The 16,541-nt window shown below is 33.4% G+C and carries 16 protein-coding genes; 1 reads left to right on the top strand and 15 read right to left on the bottom strand.

What is annotated here, in order from left to right; all coding sequences use genetic code 11:
* The first annotated feature begins 23 nt into the window (after positions 1-23).
* A complete protein-coding gene (locus tag GQR97_RS02350) occupies positions 24-755 on the top strand; it encodes a metallophosphoesterase family protein (protein ID WP_158844798.1) in 732 nt (243 codons plus the stop codon).
* A 132-nt stretch (positions 756-887) separates the two neighbouring features.
* Here the strand turns inward: GQR97_RS02350 and GQR97_RS02345 are convergent, their stop codons facing one another.
* The 15 genes from GQR97_RS02345 to GQR97_RS02275 all read right to left on the bottom strand — a co-directional run bounded on the left by GQR97_RS02345 (position 888) and on the right by GQR97_RS02275 (position 16,415).
* Positions 888-2,411, bottom strand: a complete 1,524-nt coding sequence (locus GQR97_RS02345; protein ID WP_158844795.1) for a carboxypeptidase-like regulatory domain-containing protein — start codon at positions 2,409-2,411, stop codon at positions 888-890.
* A gap of 158 nt (positions 2,412-2,569) precedes the next feature.
* Positions 2,570-3,271 carry a TIGR04283 family arsenosugar biosynthesis glycosyltransferase gene (locus GQR97_RS02340; RefSeq protein WP_158844792.1) on the bottom strand — a complete coding sequence of 234 codons (702 nt, stop codon included), beginning with the start codon at positions 3,269-3,271 and terminating at the stop codon, positions 2,570-2,572.
* The gene (locus tag GQR97_RS02335; protein WP_158844790.1) at positions 3,264-4,160 is read right to left on the bottom strand and encodes a DUF547 domain-containing protein; all 897 of its coding nucleotides are present in this window, start codon (positions 4,158-4,160) and stop codon (positions 3,264-3,266) included. The genes GQR97_RS02340 and GQR97_RS02335 overlap by 8 nt, the downstream gene beginning before the upstream one ends.
* Positions 4,157-5,038, bottom strand: a complete 882-nt coding sequence (locus tag GQR97_RS02330; protein WP_158844787.1) for a sterol desaturase family protein — start codon at positions 5,036-5,038, stop codon at positions 4,157-4,159. The genes GQR97_RS02335 and GQR97_RS02330 overlap by 4 nt, the downstream gene beginning before the upstream one ends.
* Before the next feature lie 71 nt (positions 5,039-5,109).
* Entirely contained in the window at positions 5,110-5,313 is a 204-nt protein-coding gene (locus GQR97_RS02325; RefSeq protein ID WP_158844784.1) for a hypothetical protein, read from the bottom strand.
* Between the two features lies 1 nt (position 5,314).
* Positions 5,315-6,127 carry a purine-nucleoside phosphorylase gene (locus GQR97_RS02320; RefSeq protein WP_158844781.1) on the bottom strand — a complete coding sequence of 271 codons (813 nt, stop codon included), beginning with the start codon at positions 6,125-6,127 and terminating at the stop codon, positions 5,315-5,317.
* Positions 6,120-6,749, bottom strand: coding sequence for a TIGR04282 family arsenosugar biosynthesis glycosyltransferase (locus GQR97_RS02315; protein WP_158844778.1), 630 nt, complete (start codon positions 6,747-6,749; stop codon positions 6,120-6,122). Before GQR97_RS02315 ends, GQR97_RS02320 begins: the two co-directional genes overlap by 8 nt.
* Complete coding sequence (locus GQR97_RS02310; RefSeq protein ID WP_158844775.1) at positions 6,742-7,236, bottom strand: rhodanese-like domain-containing protein; 495 nt, start codon at positions 7,234-7,236, stop codon at positions 6,742-6,744. The genes GQR97_RS02315 and GQR97_RS02310 overlap by 8 nt, the downstream gene beginning before the upstream one ends.
* A gap of 52 nt (positions 7,237-7,288) precedes the next feature.
* Positions 7,289-8,119 (bottom strand): metallophosphoesterase family protein, encoded by an 831-nt coding sequence (locus GQR97_RS02305; RefSeq protein WP_158844772.1) that lies wholly within the window; start codon positions 8,117-8,119, stop codon positions 7,289-7,291.
* Complete coding sequence (locus tag GQR97_RS02300; protein WP_158844769.1) at positions 8,104-9,447, bottom strand: sodium:solute symporter; 1,344 nt, start codon at positions 9,445-9,447, stop codon at positions 8,104-8,106. The genes GQR97_RS02305 and GQR97_RS02300 overlap by 16 nt, the downstream gene beginning before the upstream one ends.
* Complete coding sequence (locus tag GQR97_RS02295; RefSeq protein WP_158844765.1) at positions 9,440-10,882, bottom strand: SusD/RagB family nutrient-binding outer membrane lipoprotein; 1,443 nt, start codon at positions 10,880-10,882, stop codon at positions 9,440-9,442. The genes GQR97_RS02300 and GQR97_RS02295 overlap by 8 nt, the downstream gene beginning before the upstream one ends.
* Before the next feature lie 39 nt (positions 10,883-10,921).
* The gene (locus GQR97_RS02290; protein ID WP_158844762.1) at positions 10,922-14,113 is read right to left on the bottom strand and encodes a SusC/RagA family TonB-linked outer membrane protein; all 3,192 of its coding nucleotides are present in this window, start codon (positions 14,111-14,113) and stop codon (positions 10,922-10,924) included.
* Between the two features lie 50 nt (positions 14,114-14,163).
* On the bottom strand, positions 14,164-14,853 hold the full coding sequence (locus GQR97_RS02285; RefSeq protein ID WP_158844760.1) for a DUF2064 domain-containing protein: 690 nt from the start codon (positions 14,851-14,853) through the stop codon (positions 14,164-14,166).
* Positions 14,854-14,856: 3 nt separating this feature from the next.
* Entirely contained in the window at positions 14,857-15,912 is a 1,056-nt protein-coding gene (gene arsS / locus GQR97_RS02280) for an arsenosugar biosynthesis radical SAM (seleno)protein ArsS (RefSeq protein WP_158844757.1), read from the bottom strand.
* Positions 15,913-16,079: 167 nt separating this feature from the next.
* Positions 16,080-16,415 (bottom strand): arsenosugar biosynthesis-associated peroxidase-like protein, encoded by a 336-nt coding sequence (locus GQR97_RS02275; RefSeq protein ID WP_158844754.1) that lies wholly within the window; start codon positions 16,413-16,415, stop codon positions 16,080-16,082.
* Positions 16,416-16,541: the final 126 nt, after the last annotated feature.

The raw sequence follows: 16,541 nt of genomic DNA, 5'->3' as shown, positions 1-16,541 counted from the left end.
CTTTGCGGAAAAAGAAAGTACACATGCGAACAATTGTAATTGGAGATATTCACGGTGGGTTAAAAGCATTAGTTCAACTTTTAAATAAGTTAGAAGTTAAAGATGATGATAACCTTATTTTTATGGGTGATTATGTAGATGGTTGGAGTGAATCTGCTCAAGTTGTTCAGCTTTTAATGGATTTATCCAAAAAGATAAACTGTGTGTTTATAAGAGGTAACCATGATGTTTGGTGCGAAGAATGGCTAAAAACGGGAGAAGTAAACCAAACGTGGTATGTGCACGGCGGAAAAGAAACTATGGCGAGTTATAATGGTTTTACAAAAGAAGAAAAAGAGGAACAGATTGCTTTTTTTGAAAACTTAAAGTTTTACTATTTAGATAACCAAAACCGATTGTTTCTTCATGCAGGGTTTACATCTATGCACGGCGTTGAAAAAGAAGTACATAAGCCAACCTTGTATTTTGATAGAACACTTTGGGAGATGGCTTTGGCGATAGATAATAATTTAAAGATTGATTCTTATTTCTATCCAAATAGATTAAAACATTATCACGAAATTTATATTGGGCACACACCAACAACTAATTTTAAATGTGATATACCTATGAATGCCGTTAATATCTGGAATGTAGATACAGGTGCTGCATTTAAAGGTAGGATTTCTGGTATGGATATTGAAACTAAAACGTTTTTACAAAGTGATCCTGTTTACATCTTGTATCCAAATGAAAAAGGGCGTAATAAAGATTAGTTTTCATCGTGTCATCAATAACAGTAATGTCATGTAGACAAAGTAAACATCACATAACGAATATCTAGTTCCATGTGTGGTCTCTACTTTGTCTACATCACAAAAAAATAATGATAATAAGTGTTTGATTGTTTATTCCAAACTCTTAAAATCTTTAATAGCTTGGTTTGGCTCAATGACGTTATAACCTTTCCAAAATTCCGGATCGTATTTTGGTAAATACACCGGTTCTACTTTTGGTTTTTCTGTAAAGTCGTTAAAGGTAACTTCCGTTATTTGTTCGTTTTCAAAAACTACTAATTCACTTTTTTCTTTAATCGCCATTACAAAATGAATATCGGTATCTAATTCGTTTTGTTTGCGTCTGCCTTTAACGTGCTTATTTTTTTCAATAATGGTTAACGGACGTTTAATACCAAATTGACTACCTTCTTCTAACTCAGCATATTTTAAAGTGTATTTTTCGGCTTCGTTTTTAGAATAAATAAGGGTTCCTTTTTTTAAGTTTCTTGTGTGAGATAAGCCTAGTAATTTAAAGTTTTTAAGGACTTTTACGTTTTCATAATCTATTCTAACAATCGCGAAATCATCTGTATTCACATAAATTGTTCCTTTAAAATCTTCTTTTCGTTTTGGAGTAAAGCTTATTTTATAAACAAATTCATCATTTAAAAAACTATAATCTTCAACTTTGAATTCAAAACGATTTTGTTTTTCTAAAAAGTTTAAATCGCTGTCTTCAAAAATAAAGCTACCATGTTCAAGTCTTGCAATGGCCGATTTACGGTAATTAGAAAAATCTTTTTTACGCTCTGCTTCTTTCTTTTGTTCTTCTGCAAGCATGGCTTCCGTTTTTTTAACGTCTTCCTTTTGCTCACCATAATCAAAAGCAGTAGAGTCTATATCTGTTTTTACACCAAAGAAACCTGATTTAATTTTGAAATATGAATCGCGTTTTACGTGTTTTTTTAGAATTGTATTTAGCTTTTCTTCGTAACTCTCAAAACTCATTTCTGCGCTTTTGTCGTATAAATGCGAAGCTTTAATAATATCTATTTTTTGATCATCACCTTTACCAGGTTTACCATATAAGTTGGCTAGAATTTCAGTGTAATCGTCAGCATTTTTAGGAATAGCAGCAACTAAGCTATCTATAAATTGTTGGTTAAATTCCGGAATAGTCGATTCGTTGACTTCAACATCATTTTTTATTAAGTTTTGAAACGATGAGGCTCGGTAAAATAGTTTGCTTTTTGTAAAATTATGATCGTAATTGTTTTCTAGGTTTTCCTGTATTTTTTCAATAATTTCCTCGGGCGTATAGTTTTTATTAGAAACTAAAACTTCATCCAATTCCATGGCCTTTGTGCTTAGAAAAACAATACTGTCTTTAAAGTTTTTAGCTAGAAATTGTTTGGTTTCGTAACCCAAACATCTAATTTTTAAAGAATCTTGACTGGCCGTTTTTTTATTTAAATAAATAAGAAAATCTCCATTGGCGTTACTAATAACACCCGAATTGTTATTAATAGAAATAGTGGCATACGGAATAGGTTCTTGCGTAAGAGAATCTAAAATTTTGGCACTAAGAGATTCTTGTGAGTGGCCGTAAATTGATAATAAACCGGTGGCAATAAAAATGTAGAAATGTTTCATGTATATTGTTGTTTCTTATAAAAGTAGACGAATTACCGAACCATTTGTAACATTTAATTTTTATTTAAGTGAATTTTATCAGTTTTTAACATAAAACGAAATGGATGTTAAAACATTGATAAAAAAGCATAGGTTTGTTTTAATTAACTGTTTTTTAGTTAATTAGTCGCGATGTGTTTTAGGTAGTATTGGTGTAGTTTTTCTGGTGTAGCCCCAAATCGTTTTTTTAAATGAATAGCCCAAAAATGAAATTGAAGTTTCCAAATACCATGACTATTATATTTTCTAGCAGAGGTTGTTAGCCATTCTTGTATTACCACAAATTGCTTACGTTGGTATAATTTGGCAATAAAATCGTTGTCTTCGTAAATGGTGAAGTTTTCATCAAAGCCACCAATATCTTTAAAAAGGGAGTGAGTAATAAATAAGCTTTGGTCACCGCCACGACACACTTGCCAATTAAACTGCGTAAACCAACTCGCTAGTTTTAGCCACCAATGGTTAGAGTCGAATTTCATTTTAAAACAACCTGCAGCGTTGCCGTTTTCTATAGCCGATAATATCAGTTGATCGTATCTATTTGGCGGTAAAGAATCGGCATGTAGAAAGTATAGAATATTACCGTTAGCCTCACTTGCTCCAAGATTCATTTGTTTGGCACGACCTTTTTCAGAGTTTAAAACTTTAATATTTAGGCCTAAGTTTTTAATTATCGGTATCGTACCATCTGTACTGCCACCATCAACAACAATAATTTCCGAGATATTATTTAATGAAGAACAATCTATCAGGTAGAAAAGTAAATTTTCAATAGTTTCAGCTTCATTTAAAACAGGAATTATGATGGATATTTTATTCATTCAAATTCCAGTTGTAATCCTTAAAACTTTTTTTCGCTTTCGCTGAAATTTCAACATCTGAATATTGATTTAAAAAGTCAATTAAATCGCCGTTTTTCTTAAAATCTTTAGAGAACCATTGAAATATTTTTGAAATCTTGATACTGTTTTCTGAAATTTCATTACGTTCCGGATCACTTAAAAATTCCTTAGTAGCATAGGTTAGTTGTGTTTCAATATTAGAAGCTGTAAAAGCTGTGTTTTGTAATTTAGGGCAAGAAACCGAAGCACAAACAATGGCGAAATGAATTCTTGGTTCGTCCATTTTGCGTAAAATTTCATGTTCAATATCATTTAAATTAAACCATTTTTCACCTAATTTCCAATAACGTTGATCCCAAGGTTTATCGATGTCTTTTATGCTTTTTATCGGGTAGTTTCGAAGAATTAAATCTACCGTCATGGCGTTGTAGGCATTAATCCAAAAGGCGAGAGCTTCTTCTTTAGAAAGCGATTTAAAACTATCATCAGAATAGATGAGGTTTAAATCCTGTATGTAGCTTAGTAGTTTTGATCTCTCCGTTTTAAAGGTTTTGTAATTTACATGTCCAGCATCCGAAACGTGTTTTTGTAATAACTCATTCCATAATTTATGCGGTGCTGCAATATCTTTATTAACAGTTTCTTCAGTGCTATTAGTTTCGCTTACTGGTTCTTTGGTAATATTAATAGTATTGATTTCTGTTTCGCTACTTTCTTTTATTGACTCGGTTTTTTCTATTTTTTCTGGTTCAACGGTTACTGCTGGTAGGGTAGAAGGCATGTTTTGTTGAGGTAATTGTGTAACTGTTTTATTGGCACTACAAGCGAGCAAAAAAAAACTAAAACTGAAGTAAATTAAATTTTTCATTTTTTCAAAGGGTAAAGTTCTTGACTAATAAAATTTTTTGGAAATTTTTCATCATCATCAAACCCTAATTCAATGTCTCTACCATCGTGAGGCACGTAATCGGTTTTAAAAATGTAGTCCCAAATACTTAATGTTAGTCCGTAGTTTACGCCAAACCTAACATCTTTTGGTAGACTTTTTACATGGTGCCAAATATGCATTTTAGGATTATTAAATACATATTTTAAAAGGCCATAATCCCAACCTAAGTTGGCGTGATTTAAATGACCTATAGCAATACTGAAAAAATAAACAATAGCAACATCTTGCGCACTGTAATTTGCAATTAATGCTAGCGGAATATATAGAAGTGATTTATAAACTATGGGCTCCATCCAGTGATAGCGTAAGTGAGCTGCGAACCCCATTTCTTTTACCGAGTGATGTACTTTATGGAAATTCCAAAAGAACTCAAAACGGTGCAGTAATCTATGCGTGTTCCATTGAACAAAATCGGATACCAAAAAGAAAATGATTAAACCGAGCCATTTTGGTAAATCGTTAGCATTAAAGAGTTGAAAATCATTTAGAGATAACCCAATTGTTTTTAAAAGATCATTAAAAAATTCTGCGGCTGTATTAGAAAGTGCAATTAATATAATAAGGTTTAATAAAAAGAAATTGAAAAACATGTAAAAGGTATCTAACCAAAAATCTTTTCGAAAAATAGATTGATTTTTACGCCATGGAAATACAATCTCCAATCCCCAAACTATTAGAGAAATGGCTATTAATCCATAAAAATAGTTATCCCATTGGTTTGGAAAAAGTATCTCGTTTTTAAGGTAATTCCAATAACCGGAATAAGCATTTTTTATTATGTCTAGGTATTTATTCATATAAAACTAAATAATCTAATCCTGATTATTAAGGTAAATCAAACTAGTGTAAAGCGGAATCTTAAGCACAATTATATACCAAATCGCTTTTTGTCTTTGTATATTTTAAAAAGGTTGTATGCAAATGATAAACCTGCTATAGCCCATATAGCTCTGTAAATCCAAATATTTATTTTCATATCGAAAAGTATACCGTATTTTTCGTTTAACATAAAACTAGTTAACACTTTGTATATTGATAATGCTAGTATAATAAAGGATAGTAATATTTTCAAATTAGATTGTTTTTATCAATTCTTTAAAAAGCGTAATCATGTTTGGTTCTGCTTTAGAAGCGATAGCAATTATTTCGCTAATATCTACTGGTTTTAAGTTTTCTGGGTCGCACTCATCTGTTAATACAGAAATGGCTGCTACTTTTAATCCTAAATGGTTAGCAACAATAATTTCTGGAACAGTACTCATACCAACGGCATCTGCACCAATAATTTTTAGCATGCGGTATTCTGCACGGGTTTCTAGTTGTGGGCCAACTACACTGGCGTAAACACCTTCGTGAAGTTTTATGTTGTTTGATTTAGCAATACTTTTGAATTTAGCGTTAATTTCGGTATCATAAGGCAGGCTCATATCTGCGAAACGTTCTCCTAATTGTTCAACACCTTTAAAAGCTAAAGGCGAACTGCCTTGTAAATTTATATGATCGTCGATAAGCATAAGCTCACCTTTTTTATAGTCTAGATTTATAGCTCCAGAAGCATTAGAAACCAATAACGTTTTTATTCCTAGTTTTTCCATAATACGAACAGGATACGTAACATCTTGCAAGCTATAGCCTTCATATATATGAAAACGTCCTTGCATTATAATTACCTTTTTGCCTTCTAGTTCGCCATAGATAAGTTTTCCTTTATGAAATTCTACAGTGGCTGTCGGGAAGTTAGGGATGTGGTTGTAGCTTACTTCTTTTATAATATTTATTTCATCTACAAGTTTGCCTAACCCTGTACCTAAAATGATACCTATTTCTGGGCTTTCAAATCCTTTTTCTTTTAAGTAATCTACTGTTTCTTCTATAAATTTAATCATGTAATTGTTTTAGTTTTTTTTGTAACTCTAAGTTAGATTGATAAAATTTTGAAGCTATTAAATCTTCAAAAGTATCAATATCATTTAAGGTCTCTAAAGTACTAAAAGTTACTCGATTTTCTTTTAATTGGCTTAACGTTTCTTTTAATAAATTGTCTTGACTCCAAGGTTTGTTTTGGAAGACAAAATTATAAAATTTAGAAAAACCAACTAAGTAATAGCCGCCATCTTCAGCAGGTCCAAATACCACATCACTTTTGTTAAGAGCTTCTAATCCTGAGTTTATTTGTGTGGCTGTGATATCTGGTAAATCGGAACCGATTAACACAATACGCTCATAACCATCTTTAAAACCTTGTTGGAAAGCATTACTCATACGTTCTCCTAGATCAGGGCCATTTTGGACTGTTTTATAATCGTTTTTCCACATAGATTCCACTATGGTTTCAGAAAAATAAATACGTTTGTCTGCTTTAAGGTTTTTAGTAGCTTTTTCTGTAACTTCTACCAATTCGGTATAAACATCAAATGCCCCTTGATTTCCAATCGTTTTGGCTAGTCTAGTTTTTACTTTTCCTAGTTTTATGTTTTTCACAAAAACAATAACGAGTTCTTTATTCATATACTTTTATTCCTTTTTTTAGCCATTTACTCCATACTTTATTAAATGTATGAATACTATCTGTTTCTTTCTCTTCTCTATTATATACAGGGAAATCATTGCTTTTCCATTCAAAAATTCCACCATATAAATTCTCTACATGTGTGTATCCTGCTTTTTTAAGACTATCGGCTATTGATTCTGAACGAATACCAACGGAGCAATACACTACTATTTTAGATTCTTTATTCGGTACTTTTTTATAAACACTATCTATTTTAAAATGATCGTAACCAACATGAATGGCATTTTTTAAATGGCTAGTTTCGTATTCCTTGAGTTCTCTGGAATCGAGAATAGTGGCGTTAGTGTTTGGCATAGCTAGTTCTTGTACGCTTATATAAGGCACACTATTATCGTTATATTGTTTTAATAATTTGTCAATAGATTTTTGAGCAAACAAAGAAACCCCTTGAAGAAGTATTAATAAAAATAAGCTGTTTTTCATATCGATTTAGTCTCTCAAATTTAATAAAATTACAATTGATGGTGATTTGGTGTTAATTTATATTAACGCCAAAGCCTTGCAAACCACTTTCTATAGCCGGTAAAATCTCGGTGTTATCCCAGATACCAGTAATAATAGTTCTTGCGTATTCTTTTGGTAAAAGCCCGTTTTGCATGAGTTTATTTGTTAATCTATAATTATAGGATAAACTGTGATGTTTAAAGCTGAATGTGTTTTGCGAATCGTCTAAAATAGCATACCACACACTAGGGTTTCCGTCGTTTGCTGGCATCCCAATTACACCTGGGTTTATCCATAATTTATCTTCATGTTCATCTTGAAATGGTAAACCACAATGACCGCCAATAACAACATCGTATTTGTTTTCTAGAAAGTTTGGCGCTTTCGTTTTCCAAGGCGAAGATTTAAAAATAAATTCTGAAGTATTTTCATAAGAGCCATGAACAACTATCACTTCTTTGCCAGCGTAATTAAAGGTAATATGATCTGGTAAACTGTCTATAAAATTTAAAGAATCTTTTGAAAGTTTACTTTGTGCATAAGGATACCATTGCTGAGAAAACCCATCGCAGCGCGAACCTTTTTTAAATTCGCAACCGCAATCTGTAGCACCTTCGCTAAGTTGTATTTCAACATTACCCGCAATGCTTTTTGCATTCCATATTTTGAACAATTGCACGGTTTCTTCAGGTTGTGCACAATAGCCCACAATATCACCAGTACAAATACAATTTTCTGGAAGAATATTTTCTTTTTCAGCAATTTGTTTTATTGCTTCTAAAGCTTGAAGGTTGCTATAGACGCCACCAAAAAGTAATACTTTGCCAGAAATTTGACCTAAATTTTCTATTTTTTTATCCATTTTGGAATAATATATAATGTGATACAACTTAAAACGCCCCAGAAATTAATCCATAGTAAATCGGCATATTTTCCTTGTGTAAAAATGAGTGATTCGGGGAATATTTCTAATACTAATATGATGCCGAAAATTAATCCGCATGTCACGCTGAGGTAATAACTTATTTTAGGAACTTTTATATTCCAGAATAAAAACACAGGTGTTAAACCTATAACCATAGTTCCCGATATGGTTGTAGCCGATAATATTTCAGCATTTAAAAAAATAGGAATTGTGCCTAAAATAGCAATAAGTACCATGGATACACGACCAAAGGTTACATTCTTACCTAGGTTTAAATCTATTGATAATAGTTTTGAAAAGGATGAAAATGTTGAATCTAGGGTAGATGCAGCCGACGTAATCATGATAAAATTTATAATAAGTAAAATGAATACACCAAAGGCTTTACCTACTTCAACAGCAGCTTGCCCTTGCATATTGTGGGTTTGTGCATAAACACCAATTACACTAAATGAAATTATACAGAAAGCACCTAAAATACTCGCAATTAAAAAACTTCTGCGTGTTACTTTTGGAGAACTTATAAACGCTCTATCTGTTAAAACGGGGTCATGAAATGGGTAGCTAAAAGATTGAATAATAGCTGCGAAAAATAAGTTTAAACCTAATTCGAAACTCCACGTGCCAGAAGATGCAATATCTTGAGTTGAAAAGTTTTCAATTGAAAAAATATTGTATAAAATAATGATTAGTAAAACTGAAAATAACCCCATTTGAATAACATCTGTAAAAATAGAACTACTTAATCCTCCTTTTAGAGCGTAAGCTAAAGTTAGTAACGTGAACAGAATTATAGACCAATAATATGGCGTGCTTCCCGGTCCTCCAAAATAACTACCAATAACCATGGTGTTACTCCAAACTTCATTAAACAACCTAAAAGCAATTAAAATTGAAAAAATGGCCATGGCACCTTTACCAAACTTTGTTGTTAAAAATTCATGAATACTTTCAAAACCACCTTTAACTCTAAGCTGATAAAGCAATATGCCTGCAACGGCAAATGATAAATAATAACCAGCATAAGCCACGCCGCCAACAATACCAAAACTTAAACCGAGGTTCGCCGCATTGGTAATGCTTTTGGCAAAAATCCAAGAAATTATTAAGCTACCCGTTAAAACTAAGGTGTTCGGCTTTTTTAACCTTTTAGTGGCTTTAAAAAACTGATCTTTCGTTTTAGCGAACGGCGATATAAAAAATAAAATCAAACTAGATGTTATAATTAATAGCCATTGCAATGTTGTTGTGTCTAGGTTATTCATTCCACCATACTGGTATATTAATGCTGTTATTATCTGTTTTTAGAGCAGCTTCCAAATAGTTTTCTGCGTTAAGCGTTTCTTCTTCGGCAGGGTAGGGCATTCTAAGAGGTATTAAATCATTATTTAAACTTGCCGAAATAGTTTGTAATTCGGGGAAACCTGTTCGGTTATATTCAATCCAACCTTCATAACCGTTTATAGTATTTGCAATCCATTTTTGGGTTATAATTTGCTCTAAAGGCGTTTTGCCAACAGCGTTAAAAGCAGCATTATTTGTTAAGTAGTCTAGAGGTAATTCTGTGTGCCAATACTCAAAAGCCAATGTAACACCGGTTTCATAGAGTTGCTGTGCATCAGCTGTGATTAAGTTTTTTGAAGCAGCTTCCGCGAAAGCGAAATGCACTTCCCAAGCAGTTATAAAATTAGCATCCAGAGTAGAGGTGTCTTCTCTAAAAATAGTTCCTGCTAATGAGTAATTAGCTAAAGATATAGCTGTTGAGGTAGCGTCGATACCGTTAAGTAAACCGTTAAATTCATTCGTTGTTGAGTTTGAAAAAGGCTTGAATAGCGTATTTATTCGCGTATCGTTTAAGTCGGTTAAAATATCTTCCATAGTTTCAGAAAGTACAAAGTTGTTAAAATCACCAACCCTTAATTGTGCTAGTCTAAAACTATTTGGGTCAGAATTCGTAAAGTCGAAAACAGCATTCTGTAAATTATCTTTTATATAGTTGTCATCATCAAAAAGTGATTGTAATTCTGCAGCCACATCTTCTTTGTTAGAAATTCTGATAAGGTGCTTTATTTTTAATGAATTAGCAAAACGTATCCAAGCTTCTAAATCTCCATTAAATAAAATGTCGCCTTCTAGAGGAATAGCATCTTTGTAGTTCTGAATTGCGATGATACCTTTGTTAAGGTTGTCGAGAATACCTCCTTCCATTAGATAAATATCTTCTTGATTATCATAACTTGGGGTAACTGTAATTGTAGAGCCATTAAAAGCTTCAAAATAAGGAACATCTCCAAATAAGTCGGTTAGTCCAGCAGCCATATAAGCTTTTAAAATTAATGCAGGTCCTTCGTAAACTTTAAAGGCTTCGGAAGTTCTCGACTGATTTAAAATAATTTCGTTATCTCGTAAATTTGTGTAGAATACAGGCCAAGGGTTTCCGCCTAATTGTGGTGATTTAAGTGCATGTCTATCAAATAAATTAAAATCTAAAGCTGTACGATGTTGCGATAATAAATCACCAGCAACAAAACCTTCATAACTCATTTCTTCTCCGAAATTATAAATAACTTGGCGTAGTAATAAACTAGGTTGTACAGAAACCGGAGCGTTTGGGTTTGTGTTTATATTTTGAAAATCATTGGTGCAGCTTACTGTAATCAATAGAATCAAAAAGGATAATATATATATAATGTTTTTCATAAATTAATATTTTCATTTCCGTTAAAACGGAAAAATGTTTTAAAAATCAATGCCTACTTTAAAACCAAAACTTCGTGTTGTAGCATAGCTTAAGTCTTCAACACCACTAACAAAACCATTTCCTTGAACGGCTATTTGTTCTGGATCGAAATGTGGGTTTTCAGTAATAGCGAATAGATTATTTCCTGTAAAAGAAATCGTTAATTCTGCTTGGTTAGTAAGGCCTAGAAAGCCTTCGTTAAGTTTAAAGTTATAACCTAAAGCAAACTGACGAAGCTTTAAAAAGGAAGCATCATATACATTGTTTTCTTCGTGATTTCTGTCGTAAAATTGTCTGTAATAGCTTTCTGCAGTAACGGCTGTTGTATTCGCTAAGCCTGTGTTTTGGTTAACACCTTGGGCAATAATACCGGCATCTGGTCTATAGGCTGTTTCTACTAATTGTCCGCCAACATTACCTAAAGCGCGCGTTCTTGATACAATTTCGCCACCTTGTCTCCAATCGAAAAGGAAGTTTAAATTCCAGTTTTTTAAGGTGAAATTATTATTCCATCCTAAAGTGAAATCGGGATTAGAATTACCTAGTTTTTTTAAAGTATTATCTGCAATAAAACGTCCGTTATCATCTATAATAAATTCACCGTTGCCATTTTTAGAATATCCAGTACCGTAGAAATCACCAAGGCGTCCGCCTTCTTCAACCTGAAACCAAACGGTTTGGTCTGCACTGTCATAAATTCTACTAAAGGCTAAGGTTAATCTGCCATCATTTTGCGGTAAATCTTTAACTGTAGAACGGTTGGTTGCAAAGTTAAATGTAGAATCCCAATTAAAGTTTTTAGTTTTAATAGGTGTTATGCCAAGTACAATTTCAACACCTTGTGTGTTTACTGTTCCTCCATTTACAACTTGTTGGTTGTATCCAGAAGAGGTAGCAATTGGTAAAGAAATAATTTGGTCTTTAGTGTCTGCATTGTAATAAGTGAAATCGAAATTTAGGCGATCTTTAAAAAAACGAAGGTCTGCACCAATTTCAAAACTTGTAGTTTGTTCTGGTTTTAAGTTGGCATTTGGTATAAAATCTTGATTACTAAAAGTAGCATCTCCATTAAATGTAGTTTGCGAAACAAATGTTCCAGAGGTTTGGTAAGGACTCGTATCGTTACCTACTTGAGCCAGACTAGTGCGTAATTTTGCAAATGAAACAAAACGAGGTAGTTTCGCAACGTTGGATAAAACAAAACTTGTAGAAACCGATGGGTAGAAAAAAGATGTTCCGTCTACAGAAAAAGGAGTAGCTAAGGCACTCGACCAATCATTTCTACCAGTAATATCTAAAAATAAATAGTTTTTATACCCTAATTTAGCAACGCTATAAAGGGAGTTTATACGTTTTTCACTTTCAAATTGAAAAACTTCAATAGGCGATGCAGCATTGTTTAAGCTGAAAATACCAGGTTGTGCTAAGTTTACCGTTTGCGATTGTTTTGTAGAAGCTGTTTGATTTAAACGGTTGCCACCAACAGAAATATCAAAAGATAAATTCCCGAACGTGTTATTATAGTTAATTAAAAAATCGGTATTTATTTCTCTGTATTTTACATCGTGCTCGGCATAAGCGCCATTTTGAAAACGATTGCTGCTAAAATTTCTAATAAATTGACGCGTTTCACTACTGTAGTCCATTCCTGTTCTAAGCGTTACCCTTAAATGATTAGCTAGTTCTTGTTTTATAGCAATGTTTCCAAATATTCTATCACGTTCAAACCCGTTTCTGTTTTCTGATAAAATAAAATAAGGATTATCAAAAAATGTATAGTTAAAAGAATATTGTTGTACACCTTCTAAACCAGGTTGCCAGTAGTTTTTTAAATTATTAATATCTAAAGAACGCGGTCCCCATGCAACTAATGAATAATTTGCGTTTTCACTTCCGTAGCCATTTGCAGGCCTATTGTCACTGCTGGAATTAACGTAGCTTATAGAGGTGTTTATTTCGGTTCTTTCCGAAGGGTTAAAGTTAAGTTTTGTTGCTACCGTTTGTCTATCCAAATTTACACCCGGAATAATAGATTCACTTCTTAAATCGGTAAAAGATAATCTGTAACTTCCAGTCTCAAAACCATTAGAAATAGCAATATTATTGGAGGTTGTTAAGCCTGTTTTGTAAAAATCTTTTAAGTTGTTTGGGTTTGATGTAAAGGGTGTTGCCGTAATTGGTAAATCGTTATATAATGATGTGTCTCCACCACGAACAAAATTACCGTTGGTAAGTTGTACAGGGCTATCAAACTGTGGTACTAAAATACCTGTATCTAATCTCGGGCCCCAAGAATAGGTGATATTATCACTTGTTCCTCCTCCTAAACCATCAACATATTCAAACTGGCCAGATTGTCCTTGGCCGTACTCGTTTTGAAATTCAGGAAGTTTAAAAGCAGAATCCACAGTTATGGATGTGTTTAAACTAACACGAAACCCTTTTTGCTTGTTGCCGTCTTTAGTTTTTATAACAATAACGCCGTTCGCAGCGCGCGTGCCGTAAAGAGCAGCAGCATTTGCACCTTTTAAAACGGTAACCGATTCTATATCGTCTGGATTGACTTCCATGGCTCCATTACCAAAATCTATTTCTTGAAAACCTGCCGCAGCTTGATTTGTAAAATTAAAAACGGTTTCGTTGTTAATAGGTGTGCCATCGACAATAAAAAGCGGATTGTTATTAGAGAAAGAGGCTTCACCACGAATGGTGATTTTAGACGTAGAACCAACTCCTGTTGCGCCTTGCGTTACGGTAACTCCGGCTAGTTTTCCTTGGAGGTTATCCAGGAAATTCACCGTTTTTACTTTGGTTAGGCTTTCCGATTTAATAGCTTGTACAGAATATCCTAAAGCTTTAGAATCTCGTTTTATACCTAAGGCTGTAATAACAATTTCATTTAGTGCTGCGGCATCTTCCGATAAACTCACATTTACAACCGTTTTGTTTCCAACGCTAATAGTTTCCGTTTTATAGCCGAGAAAAGAAAATTGTATTACGCTAGATTGAGATATTACTTCAATAGTATAGTTTCCGTTTTCATCGCTAATAGTTCCTGTTTTATTACTTGAGATATTAACAAAAGGTAAAGGGGCGTTGCTCTCCGTATCTGTAACACGACCAGTTATAGTTGTTTGTGCATGCGTAATGCCAAATAAGGCAAACGTTATGCATAGTAAAATATGCTTCATTTAGTTAAATAAAAGTTAGTAAAATCTTCGTGAAGATTGATGTCGTAAAACTATTGTAAATGAAGTAGAGCAGGAGAGCCCTTATTGTGTTGCCTTTTTAATACGAAGTTGTGAAAGGCTGTAATATGGTAAGCTATTATTTTAGTTGAAATTGAAATAGATTGAAGTAGAATAGATTTAATAGCAGCCGAGATGCTTTTGAAACTATTTAAAACACGTTCTATATCCGAAGCATTATCAATATCGGTTAATACTTCTAAATAATGAATTTGGGTAGTTTCAGAAGCTAATACTTTAGAAATATTCCTATTTAAATTGGTAGTTTGCCAAGGTAATTTTAAGAAAACATCAGGATTAAATAGATCCTTTTTTAAACCCATTAAATAAAAACCACCATCTGTCGAAGGGCCTAGAACAACATGGTGATGTTTTAGTTTCTCTGCAGTTTTTAAAATATGTTTTGCTGTTAAATGTGGTGTGTCATTCCCGATGGTAATAACGGTATCATAACCTTTATTGTAAACAGATTGAATGGCGTTTGTAAAACGTTCTCCAAAATTTACTCCAATTTGTTGGTTTTCGCTAAGATGAAAATAAGGTAAGCCTGTTTTTTTTGCAATGTTTATAGTTTGAAGGTTTAACGCTTCAAACAAACTGCTGGGCGAGGGTAATGGTTTTGAAACCATCTCCTTCTCGGCAGAGTTAGCAAAAATTAATATGGCTATTTTATTTTTCTTCATCTTTTAAGCAACTACACCTTGACAGCTACTACCTGCACCAGCGGTACAACCGTAACAATGTTGAGAAATCACAATGTTTCTACCTTCCAGTAATTCTTCATTGTATTCGCTAATGTGTTTTGATTTGCTATTTACTGGTAAATTAAGCATTTGATTAAAATCGCAATCAAACAAATAACCATCCCAACTTATGGATAGCGTATTTGTGCACATTACGTTTTCAACTGCAGTTGGATTATAAGCTTCTACTAAAGAGTACATATAGTCTTCGTAATTTTCTGAAGCAATAAGGAAATCTAAAAACCTTGCGATAGGTAAATTTGTAATAGCAAATAAATTATGAAATTGGATATCGAAATCGTCCTTCAAGGCTTTTTTGAAATCTTTTTCCATAGCAACTTGATCGCCAGGTAAAAAGGCTCCCGAGGGATTGTAAACCAAATCTAAACGTAAATCGCTACCCGGTATACCGTAGCCAATAGCATTTAAATCTTGTAGCGCTCTAATAGATTTATCAAAAACACCGTCTCCACGTTGTTTATCGGTTTTTCCACGTGTCCAGTGTGGCATAGAGCTCACAACATGCACATTGTGTTTTTTAAAGAATTCTGGTAAATCGTAGTATTTTTTGTTGGCTCTAATTATGGTTAGATTAGAACGAACAATAAAATCTTTGATACCTGCTTTTGCGGCTTCTTCTACAAACCAACGGAAATCAGGGTTCATTTCTGGTGCGCCACCTGTTAAATCTAAAGTGTGAGCACCTGTGTTTTTTATAACCTCTAAACATTCGCGCATGGTATCGCGCGTCATGATTTCTTTACGGTCTGGACCAGCATCAACATGGCAATGGTCGCAAACTTGGTTACACATGTAGCCTACATTTATTTGCAGGATTTCGAGTTTTTTCGCTTTAAGCGGAAAATGGCCAGTTTCGGAAATTTTATTTTTAAAAGTTGGTAATTCTCCATTTTTGAAAATGCCGTTCGATAAAATGTCGAGTTGCCTGTTGCTATTTGCTAAGTCGCTTTCGCGTTTTTGTAGGGACTTTGTTGCCATTAATAGTTTTTTAAAATTAAGATACTGTTTCTATTTTGAAAACAGCACTTGGCAGATAACTGCGCTAGGGATTGGAGCATTGTTGGAGCTCTTTTTGTGTTGTTGCACCTATGCAACACAAAAAAGCGACTGCGAAAAGCCCGACCCTTGTGGTAGCGCCAAAAATATTACCCGTCTAATTTGTTTACTTTATTCATCATTTGAACACCATGTGCTAGGGTTGCTCCACTTTTTATTGCAGCTCCTACATGTATGGCTTCCATCATTTCTTCTTTAGTTACGCCACGTTGCAAACCATCTTTTGTGTAAGCGTCTATACAATATGGGCATTGTTCTGTGTGTGCTACAGCAAGTGCTATTAGCGATTTCTCGCGTGCTGTTAGTGCGCCTTCCTCGAAAACTTTTCCGTAATATTCAAAGAATTTTTCGCCTAAATCTTTGCTCCATTCGGTGATTTTTCCAAATTTTCTTAAATCGGCTGGGTCGTAATATGTTTTTTGCATGATTTTATTTTTTACGAAATAATGAAATCTATTTGTAATTGTCGAGTACTTTGGTGATTCTTAACAAAAAAAGACTCGAATATTTGAGCCTTTTTTTTGAATTCATGATTTTTATTTTACGAAATA

Origin of the sequence: Algibacter sp. L1A34 (assembly GCF_009796805.1) — a bacterium.
In the GTDB taxonomy this organism is placed as follows: Bacteria; Bacteroidota; Bacteroidia; order Flavobacteriales; family Flavobacteriaceae; genus Algibacter.
The sequence above is the reverse complement of the archived record's forward strand: the minus strand, read 5'-3'. Positions and strand labels throughout refer to the sequence as shown.

Coding starts and splice junctions, on each gene's coding strand:
- GQR97_RS02350 (WP_158844798.1), top strand. CDS start 24: ATGCGAACAATTGTAATTGGAGATATTCACGGTGGGTTAAAAGCATTA.
- GQR97_RS02345 (WP_158844795.1), bottom strand. CDS start 2,411: ATGAAACATTTCTACATTTTTATTGCCACCGGTTTATTATCAATTTAC.
- GQR97_RS02340 (WP_158844792.1), bottom strand. CDS start 3,271: ATGAATAAAATATCCATCATAATTCCTGTTTTAAATGAAGCTGAAACT.
- GQR97_RS02335 (WP_158844790.1), bottom strand. CDS start 4,160: ATGAAAAATTTAATTTACTTCAGTTTTAGTTTTTTTTTGCTCGCTTGT.
- GQR97_RS02330 (WP_158844787.1), bottom strand. CDS start 5,038: ATGAATAAATACCTAGACATAATAAAAAATGCTTATTCCGGTTATTGG.
- GQR97_RS02320 (WP_158844781.1), bottom strand. CDS start 6,127: ATGATTAAATTTATAGAAGAAACAGTAGATTACTTAAAAGAAAAAGGA.
- GQR97_RS02315 (WP_158844778.1), bottom strand. CDS start 6,749: ATGAATAAAGAACTCGTTATTGTTTTTGTGAAAAACATAAAACTAGGA.
- GQR97_RS02310 (WP_158844775.1), bottom strand. CDS start 7,236: ATGAAAAACAGCTTATTTTTATTAATACTTCTTCAAGGGGTTTCTTTG.
- GQR97_RS02305 (WP_158844772.1), bottom strand. CDS start 8,119: ATGGATAAAAAAATAGAAAATTTAGGTCAAATTTCTGGCAAAGTATTA.
- GQR97_RS02300 (WP_158844769.1), bottom strand. CDS start 9,447: ATGAATAACCTAGACACAACAACATTGCAATGGCTATTAATTATAACA.
- GQR97_RS02295 (WP_158844765.1), bottom strand. CDS start 10,882: ATGAAAAACATTATATATATATTATCCTTTTTGATTCTATTGATTACA.
- GQR97_RS02290 (WP_158844762.1), bottom strand. CDS start 14,113: ATGAAGCATATTTTACTATGCATAACGTTTGCCTTATTTGGCATTACG.
- GQR97_RS02285 (WP_158844760.1), bottom strand. CDS start 14,853: ATGAAGAAAAATAAAATAGCCATATTAATTTTTGCTAACTCTGCCGAG.
- arsS (WP_158844757.1), bottom strand. CDS start 15,912: ATGGCAACAAAGTCCCTACAAAAACGCGAAAGCGACTTAGCAAATAGC.
- GQR97_RS02275 (WP_158844754.1), bottom strand. CDS start 16,415: ATGCAAAAAACATATTACGACCCAGCCGATTTAAGAAAATTTGGAAAA.